The organism is Knoellia aerolata DSM 18566 (assembly GCF_000768695.1).
GTDB classification, from domain to species: domain Bacteria; phylum Actinomycetota; class Actinomycetes; order Actinomycetales; family Dermatophilaceae; genus Knoellia; species Knoellia aerolata.
The window spans coordinates 15215-27351 of the sequence record NZ_AVPL01000050.1; the positions used below are offsets into that span (position 1 = coordinate 15215).

General features: G+C 72.8%; 11 protein-coding genes. 9 read left to right on the forward strand and 2 right to left on the reverse strand.

Features of this window, described 5'->3' with window-relative positions:
* Positions 1–13: 13 nt before the first annotated feature.
* The 3 genes from N801_RS14870 to N801_RS14880 all read left to right on the forward strand — a co-directional run bounded on the left by N801_RS14870 (position 14) and on the right by N801_RS14880 (position 3857).
* Positions 14–1390 (forward strand): cystathionine beta-synthase, encoded by a 1377-nt coding sequence (locus N801_RS14870; RefSeq protein ID WP_035939453.1) that lies wholly within the window; start codon positions 14–16, stop codon positions 1388–1390.
* Between the two features lie 72 nt (positions 1391–1462).
* Positions 1463–3496: an NADPH-dependent 2,4-dienoyl-CoA reductase gene (locus N801_RS14875; protein WP_035939454.1), complete on the forward strand. Its 2034-nt coding sequence runs from the start codon at positions 1463–1465 to the stop codon at positions 3494–3496.
* 79 nt (positions 3497–3575) lie between these two features.
* A complete protein-coding gene (locus tag N801_RS14880) occupies positions 3576–3857 on the forward strand; it encodes a hypothetical protein (RefSeq protein WP_035939456.1) in 282 nt (93 codons plus the stop codon).
* A gap of 99 nt (positions 3858–3956) precedes the next feature.
* Here N801_RS14880 and N801_RS14885 read toward each other — a convergent pair whose 3' ends face one another.
* Together N801_RS14885 and msrA are read right to left on the reverse strand one after the other, a co-directional pair.
* Positions 3957–4529: a GNAT family N-acetyltransferase gene (locus N801_RS14885; RefSeq protein WP_035939458.1), complete on the reverse strand. Its 573-nt coding sequence runs from the start codon at positions 4527–4529 to the stop codon at positions 3957–3959.
* 51 nt (positions 4530–4580) lie between these two features.
* Entirely contained in the window at positions 4581–5273 is a 693-nt protein-coding gene (msrA, locus tag N801_RS14890) for a peptide-methionine (S)-S-oxide reductase MsrA (RefSeq protein ID WP_035939460.1), read from the reverse strand.
* A 170-nt stretch (positions 5274–5443) separates the two neighbouring features.
* Between msrA and N801_RS14895 the strand changes: the two genes are divergently transcribed.
* The 6 genes from N801_RS14895 to ilvA are packed head-to-tail and all read left to right on the forward strand — an operon-like array spanning position 5444 to position 12103.
* Positions 5444–6442 (forward strand): GNAT family N-acetyltransferase, encoded by a 999-nt coding sequence (locus N801_RS14895; RefSeq protein WP_052113130.1) that lies wholly within the window; start codon positions 5444–5446, stop codon positions 6440–6442.
* Between the two features lie 34 nt (positions 6443–6476).
* Positions 6477–7664 carry a cystathionine gamma-synthase gene (locus N801_RS14900; RefSeq protein WP_035939462.1) on the forward strand — a complete coding sequence of 396 codons (1188 nt, stop codon included), beginning with the start codon at positions 6477–6479 and terminating at the stop codon, positions 7662–7664.
* Between the two features lies 1 nt (position 7665).
* A complete protein-coding gene (locus N801_RS14905; RefSeq protein ID WP_035939465.1) occupies positions 7666–8994 on the forward strand; it encodes a glutamate mutase L in 1329 nt (442 codons plus the stop codon).
* 34 nt (positions 8995–9028) lie between these two features.
* Positions 9029–10003 (forward strand): daunorubicin resistance protein DrrA family ABC transporter ATP-binding protein, encoded by a 975-nt coding sequence (locus N801_RS14910; protein WP_035939468.1) that lies wholly within the window; start codon positions 9029–9031, stop codon positions 10001–10003.
* Complete coding sequence (locus N801_RS14915) at positions 10000–10848, forward strand: ABC transporter permease (RefSeq protein ID WP_035939470.1); 849 nt, start codon at positions 10000–10002, stop codon at positions 10846–10848. Before N801_RS14910 ends, N801_RS14915 begins: the two co-directional genes overlap by 4 nt.
* A 25-nt stretch (positions 10849–10873) precedes the next feature.
* On the forward strand, positions 10874–12103 hold the full coding sequence (ilvA, locus tag N801_RS14920) for a threonine ammonia-lyase (protein WP_035939475.1): 1230 nt from the start codon (positions 10874–10876) through the stop codon (positions 12101–12103).
* Positions 12104–12137 lie beyond the last annotated feature (34 nt).

Sequence of the window (12137 nt, forward strand, 5' to 3'; positions counted from 1 at the left end):
GGAGAATGGGGACATGAAGTATGCCGAGCACATCGTCGACCTCGTGGGCAACACCCCACTCGTCAAGCTGAACTCCGTCACCGACGGGATCGCGGCGACCGTCCTCGCCAAGGTCGAGTACATGAACCCCGGTGGCTCGGTGAAGGACCGGATCGCCGTCAAGATGGTCGAGGCGGCCGAGGCCTCCGGGGCCCTCAAGCCGGGCGGCACCATCGTCGAGCCGACGAGCGGCAACACCGGTGTCGGCCTCGCGCTCGTCGCTCAGCGCAAGGGCTACCAGTGCATCTTCGTGTGCCCCGACAAGGTGAGCGAGGACAAGCGCAACGTCCTCAAGGCCTACGGCGCCGAGGTCGTCGTGTGCCCGACCGCGGTGGCGCCGGACCACCCCGACTCCTACTACTCGACCTCGGACCGCCTCGTGCGCGAGACCGAGGGCGCGTGGAAGCCGGACCAGTACTCCAACCCGGGCGGCCCGGCGAGCCACTACGAGACCACCGGTCCCGAGATCTGGCGCGACACCGACGGCCGGCTCACCCACTTCGTCGCCGGCATCGGCACCGGCGGCACGATCACCGGCACCGGCCGCTACCTGCGCGAGCAGAGCGAGACACGCGACGGCGGCCGCGTCCAGATCGTCGGCGCCGACCCCGAGGGCTCGGTCTACTCCGGCGGCTCCGGCCGCCCCTACCTCGTCGAGGGCGTCGGCGAGGACTTCTGGCCGGCCGCCTACGACCCGAAGGTCGTCGACCGGATCGTCGCCGTCTCGGACGCGGACTCGTTCGAGATGACCCGCCGGCTCGCCCGCGAGGAGGGCCTGCTCGTCGGGGGCTCCTGCGGCATGGCGGTCGTCGCGGCCCTCGAGGTCGCCAAGGACCTGCCCGCCGAGGCGGTCGTCGTCGTGCTCCTCCCGGACTCGGGGCGCGGCTACATGTCCAAGATCTTCAGCGACGAGTGGATGAGCTCCTACGGCTTCATGCACTCCGACGCCGCCACGACCGTCGGCGACGTCCTGCGCGCCAAGTCCGGCGACATGCCGGCCCTGGTGCACACGCACCCGGCCGAGACCATCCGCGACGCCATCGAGATCCTGCGCGAGTACGGCGTCTCCCAGATGCCCGTCGTCAAGGCCGAGCCGCCCGTCATGACCGGTGAGGTCGCCGGAGCCGTGAGCGAGCGCGACCTCCTCGAGCTGCTCTTCGTCGGCAAGGCCACGCTGCACGACTCGGTCGAGAAGCACATGGGCCAGGGTCTGCCGCTCGTCGGCGCCGGCGAGCCCGTGGCGACCGCGCGGCACGAGCTCGAGACGGCCGACGCCGTGCTCGTCATCGAGGACGGCAAGCCGGTCGGCGTCCTCACCCGCGCCGACCTCCTGGGCCACCTCGTCGACTGACGGGCCCCACCGAGAGCGAGAACACACCCGCACGGGCACGCGCCCGTGCGGGTGTTTCCCTACTCTCGAGTAGTGACCGCCTACCCCCACCTCCTCGCTCCGCTCGACCTCGGTCACCTGACCCTGCCCAACCGGGTCGTCATGGGGTCGATGCACACCGGGCTCGAGGACCGGGCGCGCGACTTCCCCAAGCTCGCGGCCTTCTTCGCGGAGCGGGCGCGAGGCGGCGCCGGGCTCATCATCACCGGAGGGTTCGCGCCCAACATCGAGGGCACCCTCCTGCCCCTGGCTTCGAAGCTGACGACCCGACGCGAGGCCCGCCAGCACCGGGTGCTCACCGACGCGGTCCACGGAGCCGGGGGCCGGGTGGCCCTGCAGCTCCTGCACGCCGGCCGCTACGCGTACACCCCGTGGTGCGTCGCCCCGTCGGCGATCAGGAGCCCGATCTCGAAGTTCCGCCCGCGGGCCCTCTCCGCGCGCGGCGTCGAGCGGACCCTGGCCGCCTTCGTGCGCTCGGCCCGGCTCGCGCGCGAGGCCGGCTACGACGGGGTCGAGGTCATGGGCTCCGAGGGCTACCTCATCAACCAGTTCCTCGCACCACGGACGAACCACCGCACCGACGCCTGGGGTGGCACGCCGGAGAAGCGGCGGCGCTTCGCCGTCGAGGCCGTCCGCCGGATCCGCGAGGAGGTGGGGGAGGACTTCCTCGTCATCTACCGCATCTCGGCCGTGGACCTCGTGCCGGACGGCCAGACCTGGGACGAGGTCGCCGCCCTCGCGCGGGAGGTGGAGGCTGCCGGCGCCTCGGTGCTCAACCTCGGGATCGGCTGGCATGAGGCGCGCGTCCCCACGATCGTCACCTCCGTGCCCCGCGCGGCCTTCGCCTCGTATGCCGCCCGCCTCAAGTCCGAGACCTCCCTCCCCGTCATCGCGACGAACCGGATCAACATGCCCGAGGTCGCTGAGTCGATCCTCGGCGCCGGCGACGCGGACCTCGTCTCGCTGGCTCGCCCGTTCCTCGCCGACCCCGACTGGGTCCGCAAGGCGGCGGAGTCACGCAGCGACGAGATCAACACCTGCATCGCCTGCAACCAGGCCTGCCTCGACCACACCTTCCGCAAGCAGCGGGCGACGTGCCTGCTCAACCCGCGCGCGGCATACGAGACCGAGCTCGTCCTCGGGCCGACGCGCCGCGCGCGTCGGATCGCCGTCGTCGGAGCCGGACCCGCTGGTCTCGCCTGTGCGACGGCCCTGGCCGAGCGCGGTCACTCCGTGGACCTCTTCGAGGCGCGGGACGACATCGGCGGGCAGTTCGCCATCGCCCAGCGCATCCCCGGCAAGGAGGAGTTCTCCGAGTCGGTGCGCTACTTCCGGCGGCGGATCGAGGTGACCGGCGTGCGGCTGCACGTCGGTCACCGGGTCACCGCCGACGAGCTGCGCGCGGGCGGGTTCGACGAGGTCGTCGTCGCGACCGGCGTCGAGCCGCGCGTGCCGTCCATCCCCGGCGTGGACCACCCGAGCGTCATGACCTACGCCGAGCTCGTCCGCGGCGAGCGCGAGCCCGGCCCGCGGGTCGCCGTCATCGGCGCCGGCGGGATCGGGGTGGACATCAGCGAGTTCCTCACCGCCCAGCCGTCGGCGACCCTCGACCTCGACCGGTGGCGGGCCGAGTGGGGCGTCGGCGACCCCGCGCTGACGCGCGGTGGCCTCACCGCCGCGGTCGTGGAGATGCCGAAGCACGAGGTCGCCCTCCTCCAGCGCAAGGCGACGGGAATCGGCAGGGGCCTGGGCAAGACGACCGGCTGGGTGCACCGGGCCGCCCTGAAGGCCAAGGGCGTCGAGCAGGTGACGGGGGTGTCGTACGACCTCATCGACGACGCCGGGGTGCACGTGTCGTTCGGGGACGCCGAGGGTGCGCCGCCTCCGCGGGTCATCGAGGTCGACACCGTCGTGCTCTGTGCCGGGCAGGAGTCGGTCCGCACGCTGGCCGACGAGCTGGGACCGGACGGCATACCCGTGCACGTCATCGGTGGGGCGGACGTGGCCGCGGAGGTCGACGCCAAGCGCGCGATCCGCCAGGGCACGGAGCTCGCCGCGCGCCTCTGACCGGGGGTCGGCTGGCCCCCCGGATTTGGGCGGGGCCTGAGACCCGGTGCGCCGTCGTTGCCGTGCCACGCTGTCAGCCATGACTGGTTGGTGGTGGATCGTCGTCGTCCTCGCCGTCGCGGGGGCGGTGCTGCTCGGCGTCGGGTTCGTCCTCATGCGCCGGGCCCGGCCCACCGCCGAGATCAGGGGCGGCTTCGGCGGCCCGGCCGGGAGCTCCGACGTGGGTCACCACCCCTCGTTCGACCCGCCGGGTCCGGCCGACCACTGGAAGGTCGGCGCGCCGCTGCGCATCGCGGGGTTCGCCTGCCTCGCGACGGCGGCCGTCCTCGGCCTCGCCCTCACCGTCGCCCAGGCCTTCTGACGCGGGGCACGCTCCCTCGCGTGGCACGAGTCGGGGGGTCCTCGACCAGTCGGGGCGCGCTGCGGCCCCGACTCGTCACACGGGCCCCGACCGGTGGGGTCAGGACACCCAGTCGGTCTCGATCACGGCCAGGTAGTGGACGTCGACCCACTCGCCGTCGAAGAGGAGCGCCTCGCGCCCGGTGCCCTCGTGGACGAAGCCGACCTTCTCGTACACGTGCCGCGCCCGGGGGTTGAAGTCGAACACCTCGAGCGTGATCCGGTGCAGCCCGAGCACCCGGAACCCGTGGTCGACGACGAGCCGCGTCGCCTCCGTCCCCAGGCCGCGGCCCCGCCCGGCCCCGCCGAGGAGGATGCGGAACCAGCAGGACCGGTTGCCCTCGTCCCACCCCGCGAGCACGACCTCGCCGACGAGGTCGCCGCTCGCGTTGTCGAGCACCCCGAGGACGAGCCGGTCGTCGGCGACGGCCCACCGGCCGTAGATCTCGCGCAGCTCCTCGATCGGTGGCGTGGTCGGCGGCTCGTCGCTCCGGTGCCCGGACCCGGTGAGGCGGGCGATCTCGTCGTCGGCGTGGATGATCGCGTCGATGAGGTCGGCGTCCTCGGCCCGGATCGGGCGCAGGGTGACGAGCTCGCCCTCCAGCGTGGGCTTGGTGGTGAAGTCGGCGGTCACGCACGGCACTGTGCCACGCGACGTGCGTGACGGCATACGGATTTCTCCCGGTCAGGCGGGCGGGAGGACGTCGGTCTGCGCGGGCAGGTTGGCGACGCCGACGGGGCAGGTGAGCCCGTTCGGACCGTGGTTGCAGTACCCGTTGGGGTTCTTGTGGAGGTACTGCTGGTGGTAGTCCTCGGCGTACCAGAACGGGCCGGCCTCCTCGGCGGACGCGAGCTGGGTGGTGATCTCCCCGGCGCCGACCCGGGTCAGCTCACCCTGGAACGCGTCCCGGGTCGCTCTCGCGGCCGCCTCCTGCTCCGGCGTGGTCCAGTAGATCGCGGACCGGTATGCCGTGCCGACGTCGTTGCCCTGACGGTTGCCCTGGGTGGGGTCGTGGTTCTCCCAGAAGGCCTTGAGGAGCAGCTCGGGCGAGGTGCGGGTCGGGTCGTACGCGACGAGGACGGCCTCCGCGTGACCGGTGCGGCCGGTGCAGGTCTCCTCGTAGGTCGGGTTCGGCGTGAAGCCACCCGTGTAGCCGGCGGCGGTCGTCACGACGCCGGGCAGCTGCCAGAAGATCCGCTCGGCTCCCCAGAAGCAGCCCATCGCGACGTGGAGGACCTCGGTGCCGTCCGGCCACGGGCCCTCGAGCGGCGTGCCGAGCACCTCGTGGGTCGTCGGCACGGTGAACGGGCGGGTCGCGCGGCCGGGCAGGGCCTCGGCCGCGGTGGGCAGGGTGGTCTTGGCGCGGGAGCCGAACATCAGTCACTCCTGGGGAGGGGCGGAACGGGGGTCTGTGGGGTTCAACGCTCGACCGCGCCCATTGTTCCTCGCCTCGTGTGCCCCAGCGCGACCCTGGGCTCGCGCTGGGGCACACGAGGCCGGGTCAAACTCGGTGGCAGGCCCGGTGCTCGGCGAGGACAGTGGCAGGCATGGTCCGCATCGTCCCCGTCACCACGCTCGACCCCGCGCAGGCGGAGCTCGCCCTGGCCTGGCACGACGTGTTCGTCGTCAGCACGGTCGCGTCGATGGGTGACGACCACGACACCTGGTCGTGGGCGTCGCGGCGCGCTCGCGAGGAGTCGACGACCATGGACCGGCGCTACGTCGCCGCCGTCGACGACGCGGGCCGGGTCGTCGGCGCCGCCGAGGTGACGATGCCGTTGCGGGACAACCTCACCCTCGCGATGACGGACCTCGCCGTCCTGCCCACGGAGCGGCGCCGGGGGACCGGAACCGCGCTCCTCGAGCGGGTCGTGCGCACCGCCCGGGACGCGGGGCGGACCTCGCTCGTCACCGAGTCGTCGTCCCCGGACGCCGGCACCGATCCGGGGGAGGCGTTCCTGCTCCGGCACGGCTTCGAGGTGGCCCAGGCCAACCTCCGCAACGACCTCGGCGTCACGGCCCACGCCCACGCCCGCGGGAGCGCTCCCGACCCGGCCGGCTACGTCATCGAGACCTCGACCGACGACACCCGCGACGAGTGGCTCGAGGACCGCGCCCACCTCCAGTCCCGGATGAGCACCGACGCCCCCGTCGGCGACCTCGCCTTCGAGGAGGAGCACTGGGACGCCGAGCGGCTCCGGGACCACCGCGAGACGACGAGGCGGAGCGGCCGACGAGCCATCGAGTCCGTCGCGCGCCACGTCGCCACCGGGCGGCTCGTCGGGTTCACCCAGCTCCAGGTGCCCGTGGAGGCGCCCGAGATGGCCTACCAGCAGGACACGCTCGTGCTGCGCGAGCACCGTGGTCACGGGCTCGGCCTCGCGCTCAAGGCGGCCGCCCTGGCGGCGCTCGTCGGCGAGCTCCCGGAGGTGCGCACCGTCCGCACCTGGAACGCGACGACCAACGGCCCGATGATCGCCGTCAACGAGGCACTGGGGTACCGCACCACGGCGTTCCTGCGGGAGTGGCAGCGACGGCTCGCCTGAAGCGGCGGCGAGCACGCGGCATACCCTGTCGTCCATGACTGACCAGACCCTCGGCTTCTCCACCCGCGCCCTCCACGCCGGTCAGGATCCGGACCCGACGACGGGCGCCGTCGTCACCCCGATCTACCAGACCTCGACCTACAAGCAGGACGGGATCGGCGGGTTCCGGGGCGGCTACGAGTACAGCCGCAGCGCCAACCCCACGCGCACGGCCCTCGAGACGGGGTTCGCCGCGCTGGAGGGCGGTGAGCGCGGCTTCGCGTTCGCGTCCGGGCTCGCCGCCGAGGACACCGTCCTGCGCGCGCTGCTCAGCCCCGGGGACCACGTCGTCGTGCCCTCGGACGCCTACGGCGGCACCTACCGCCTCTTCAACACCGTCCTCAGCCACTGGGGCGTCGAGCACTCGATCGCCGCGATCGCCGACAACGACGCCGTGCGCAGCGCGATCCAGCCCGGCCGGACCCGGGTCGTCTGGGTCGAGACCCCGACGAACCCGATGCTCGGCATCGCCGACATCGAGGCGCTCGCCGCGATCGCCCACGAGGCCGGCGCCCTGCTCGTCGTCGACAACACGTTCGCGTCGCCCTACCTCCAGCAGCCGCTCGCCCTCGGCGCCGACATCGTCCTGCACTCGACGACCAAGTACTGCGGCGGGCACTCCGACGTCGTCGGTGGTGCGGTCGTCGTCGGGCACGGCGTCACCGTGCCGTGGTTCGACGACGAGTCCGCCAGCGACCGGGTCGCCTTCCACCAGAACTCCATGGGCGCCGTCGCCGGGCCGTTCGACTCGTGGATCGTGCAGCGCGGGCTCAAGACGCTCGCGATCCGGATGGAGCGCCACAGCGACAACGCCGAGAAGGTCGTCGAGTTCCTCCAGGGCCACGACGGGGTCACCGCCGTGCACTACCCGGGGCTGCCCGACCACCCCGGCCACGAGGTCGCCAAGCGCCAGATGAGGCGCTTCGGCGGGATGGTCGCGTTCCGCGTCAAGGGCGGCGAGGACGTCGCGGTCAAGGTGTGCGCGGAGACCGAGATCTGGACCCTGGGCGAGTCGCTCGGCGGCGTCGAGTCGCTCATCGAGCACCCGGGGCGGATGACCCACGCGTCCGTCGCGGGCACCGAGCTCGAGGTCCCGAGCGACCTCATCCGGCTCTCCGTCGGCATCGAGGACGTCGAGGACCTCATCGCCGACCTCAAGCAGGCGCTCGACCGCCTCACCTGACGTGCCGCTCGCCCTGTGCGTCGACGTCGGGTCGACCTTCACCAAGGCCGTCCTCGTCGACCTCGCGGACGGCGGCCTCGTGGGTGCTGCGTCGTCGCCGACGACCGTCGCGACCGATGTCATGGACGGCGTCGATGCCGTGTGCCGTGAGCTCGCCCCCCATGGACCGGTCGCCGAGACGCTCGTCTGCTCCTCCGCCGGCGGCGGGCTCCGCATCGCAGTGGTCGGCTACGAGCGGGAGGTGACCGCCGAGGCAGGGCACCGGGTCGCCCTCTCCGCGGGTGGGCGCGTGGTCCACGTGTCGTCCGGCCTCCTCGACGGCGCCGGGGTGCGGGCGCTGCGGGCCGCCTCCCCGGACCTCGTCCTGCTCGTCGGCGGCACCGACGGGGGCAACTCGGACGTGTTGCGGCACAACGCCGCTCGGCTCGCGGCGGCCCGGGTGACGATGCCCGTCGTCGTCGCGGGGAACGCCGAGGCAGCCGACGACGTGTCGCAGGAGCTGGCCCGCACCGGGCGTCGCCACGTGGTGACGAGCAACGTGCTGCCGCGCATCGGGGTGATCGCCCCCTCGGCGGCGCGGTCGGCGATCCGCGAGGTGTTCCTCGAGCACGTCATCGGGGGCAAGGGGCTCTCGCGCGGGCGGGGCTTCACCGACCTCGTGCGCGCGCCGACCCCGGACGCGGTGCTGCGCGGTGTGGAGCTGCTCGCCGACGTCCGGGGCGAGGACGTCCTCGTCATCGACATCGGGGGCGCCACCACCGACGTGTACTCGGTGCTGCGGCCGCAGGGCGAGGACGCCCGGATCGAGCGCGACGTCGCCGGGTCCCTCTGGCACGAACGGACCGTCGAGGCGGACCTGGGGATGCGCTGGAACGCCCTCGGCATCGTCGAGGCCGCCTCCCGCGAGGGTCTCGCCCTCACGGACGCCACCACGGCGTATGCCGCGCACGTCGCCTCCGTGCCCTCCCACCAGGCCTCCACCGACGTGGAGTGGGACCACGAGACGGCGCTGGCCCGCGTTGCGGCGCTCGTCGCGGCGCGGCGGCACGGTCGCACGCGGGCGGCGGGGGACCGGCCCCGGCCCCTGGCCGACGTGGGGCTGCTCCTCGGCTCCGGCGGGGTGTTCCGCCACGGCCCGCCCGCGCTGGGCGACGAGGTGCTCACCGCGGTGCTCTCCGACCACGGCGGTGGGTGGACCCTGCCGGCGGAGGCAGCGCACGGCGAGGACACGGCATACGTGCTGTTCGCGTGCGGGCTGCTGGCCGACCGGCACCCGGCGGCCGCGCGGGCGCTGGCAGGCACGCTGGGCCACGGCAGGCAAAAGGCGTAGGTGTCTGTCGGGGGTGCGAACTACCCTCGACAGCATGAGTGCACAGGAAGCCCCCGTCATCGAGGCCGTGGGCCTGGTCAAGCGCTTCGGCGACTTCACCGCCGTCGACGACGTCAGCTTCGAGGTCCCCAAGGGGTCGGTCTTCGGGCTTCTCGGGCCCAACGGTGCCGGGAAGACGACGATCGTGCGGATGATGACGACGCTGGCCATCCCGACGCGGGGATCGGCCCGGGTGGCCGGCCACGACGTCGTCACGGAGCCCGAGGCGGTGCGCGCCAGCATGGGCCTCACCGCCCAGAGCGCGACGGTCGACGACCTGCTGACCGGCCGCGAGAACCTCCGCCTCATCGGCGACCTCTACGGCCTGCCCCGCAAGGTGGTCCGCTCGCGGGCGGACGAGCTGCTCGAGCGGTTCTCGCTCGACGAGTCCGGCGACAAGGTCGTCAAGGACTACTCCGGCGGCATGAGGCGGCGCATCGACCTCGCCGTGAGCCTCATCGCCGCGCCGGCGGTGCTCTTCCTCGACGAGCCCACCACCGGCCTCGACCCGCGCAGCCGCGTCGAGCTCTGGGACGTGCTCCGCGGGCTCGTGCGCGACGGCACGACCCTGCTGCTCACGACCCAGTACCTCGACGAGGCCGACCAGCTCGCCGACACCATCGTCGTCATCGACCACGGGCGGATCATCGCGCAGGGGACCCCGCTCGAGCTCAAGGACCAGTCGGGCGCCGCCAGCCTCGTCGTCACCGTGTCGCGCCACGACCAGGTCCAGCAGGCCGCCGCGCTCCTGCGCGGTGTCGTCGGCGACATCCACGTCGACGCGGACGCCCGCAAGCTCACCGCGCCGGCGGGCGACGTGGCGGCGCTGGCGAGCATCGCCGGCCGGCTCGACGAGGCCGGCATCGACGTCGACGACCTGGGCATGCAGCGACCCAGCCTCGACGACGTGTTCCTCGCCCTCACCGGGCACAAGGCAGAAGAGACCACCAACGAGGAGGTGCCGGCATGAGTGCCGTCACGCAGACCGCCGTCCTCGACCGGACGGCTCCCCGGCCCACCGGCGCCGGCCAGGTGCGCCAGATCCTCACGCTCGTCCGGCGCAACCTCACCCACATCAAGCGGCAGCCGGAGATGCTCACCGACGTCACCATCCAGCCGGTGATGTTCGTGCTGCTCTTCGCCTACGTCTTCGGCGGCTCGATCAACGTGCCCGGCGTCGACTACAAGCCGTGGCTGCTGCCCGGGATCATGGCGCAGACGATCGCGTTCAGCGCCTTCATCGTCGCCATCGGCCTCAACACCGACATCGGCAAGGGCATGGTCGACCGGCTGCGCTCCCTCCCGATCCGACGCTCCTCCATCCTCGTGTCGCGCAGCATCGCCGCGCTCATCCACTCGAGCATCGGCGTCGCCGTCATGTCGGTCACCGGGCTGTTCATCGGCTGGCGCGTGGGGGAGGGGGTGCTCAGGGGGCTCCTCGGCTACGGGCTGCTGCTCCTCTTCGGGTTCGCGATGATCTGGGTCGGCATCCTCGTCGGCTCGGCCATGCGCTCGGTCGAGGCCGTCAACGGGTTGATGTTCACGACGATCTTCCCGATCACCTTCCTCTCCAACGCCTTCGCCCGCACCGATGTCATGCCGTCGTGGCTGCGCACCATGGCCGAGTGGAACCCGATCAGCGCGCTGACCCAGGCGCTGCGCGACAACTGGGGGGTGGCCGGGGCCGCCGTGCGCGCCGACGCGCCGTGGCCGCTGCAGAACCCCGAGCTGGCCACGATCATCTGGTCGCTGGCGATCACGGCCCTCATCGCGCCCCTCGCGCTGCGGGCCTTCAACAACCGCACGACGGACTGAGTCCGCCCGGGGATACCCTCGCGCCATGACCCCCACATCGTCGACGGTGACGGTGGCCGAGATCCGCGCCGCCGCCGACCTCCTCTCGACCGTCATCGCCCCGACCCCGATGGAGTACAACCGCGGACTGTCCGAGCGGGTCGGGGCCGACGTCTTCCTCAAGTGCGAGAACCTCCAGCGGGCCGGGTCCTTCAAGATCCGCGGTGCCTACACCCGCATGTCCCGCCTCACGGCGGAGGAGAAGGCCCGAGGCGTCGTCGCCGCCAGCGCCGGCAACCACGCCCAGGGTGTGGCGCTCGCCGGCCAGATGCTCGGGATCGACGTCAAGGTCTACATGCCGGTGCGGGCGCCGATGCCCAAGGTCCAGGCGACGCTCGCCTACGGCGCCGAGATCGTGCAGGTGGGGCAGACCCTCGACGAGAGCCTCGTCCACGCCCGCGCGTGGGCGGAGCAGACCGGCGCCGTGCTCATCCACCCGTTCGACCACCACGACATCGTCGCCGGCCAGGGCACCTGCGGCCTCGAGATCCTCGAGCAGTGCCCCGACGTGCGGACGGTCGTCGTCGGCCTCGGGGGCGGCGGGCTGCTCGCCGGCATCGCGATCGCGCTGCGTGAGCTCAAGCCCGACGTCCGCATCATCGGGGTGCAGGCCGAGCAGGCGGCGGCCTACCCGGCGTCCCTCGCGGCCGGCCACCCGCTCGCCGCCGAGCGGATGTCCACGATGGCCGACGGCATCGCGGTGGGGCTGCCGGGGGCCGTGACCTTCCCGGTGGTCCGCGACCTCGTCGACAGCGTCGAGACCGTGAGCGAGGGCGGCATGTCGCGCGCCCTGCTCTTCCTGCTCGAGCGGGCCAAGCTCGTCGTCGAGCCCGCGGGCGCCTCGGCCGTGGGGTGGCTGCTCGAGAACGCCGACGTCGAGAAGGTCGAGGGCCCGGTCGTCGCCGTCCTGTCCGGCGGCAACATCGACCCGCTCCTCCTGCTGCGGATCATCCGGCACGGGATGGTGGCCGCGGGGCGCTACCTGCAGTTCGCGGTGCGCGTCCCGGACACCCCCGGCTCTCTGGCCGGCATCCTCGCGGACTGCGCCGGGGTCGACGCCAACATCCTCGAGGTCGAGCACATCCGCACCGGCCCGCAGATCAACGTCGACGAGGTCGAGATCGCGCTGCGCCTCGAGACCCGCGGACCCGAGCACTGCGCCCGGGTCCTCGACGCGATGCGCGCCAAGGGCTACACCGTCATCGAGTCCGCCTGAGCCACCCCGCCCCACCCCACCCCGCCCGGCCCCG

What these genes read in the sequence shown, in the direction of transcription:
- N801_RS14900 (WP_035939462.1), top strand. Translation starts at nt 6,477, where the DNA reads ATGACTGACCAGACCCTCGGCTTCTCCACCCGCGCCCTCCACGCCGGT.
- msrA (WP_035939460.1), bottom strand. Translation starts at nt 5,273, where the DNA reads ATGTTCGGCTCCCGCGCCAAGACCACCCTGCCCACCGCGGCCGAGGCC.
- ilvA (WP_035939475.1), top strand. Translation starts at nt 10,874, where the DNA reads ATGACCCCCACATCGTCGACGGTGACGGTGGCCGAGATCCGCGCCGCC.
- N801_RS14880 (WP_035939456.1), top strand. Translation starts at nt 3,576, where the DNA reads ATGACTGGTTGGTGGTGGATCGTCGTCGTCCTCGCCGTCGCGGGGGCG.
- N801_RS14910 (WP_035939468.1), top strand. Translation starts at nt 9,029, where the DNA reads ATGAGTGCACAGGAAGCCCCCGTCATCGAGGCCGTGGGCCTGGTCAAG.
- N801_RS14915 (WP_035939470.1), top strand. Translation starts at nt 10,000, where the DNA reads ATGAGTGCCGTCACGCAGACCGCCGTCCTCGACCGGACGGCTCCCCGG.
- N801_RS14870 (WP_035939453.1), top strand. Translation starts at nt 14, where the DNA reads ATGAAGTATGCCGAGCACATCGTCGACCTCGTGGGCAACACCCCACTC.
- N801_RS14895 (WP_052113130.1), top strand. Translation starts at nt 5,444, where the DNA reads ATGGTCCGCATCGTCCCCGTCACCACGCTCGACCCCGCGCAGGCGGAG.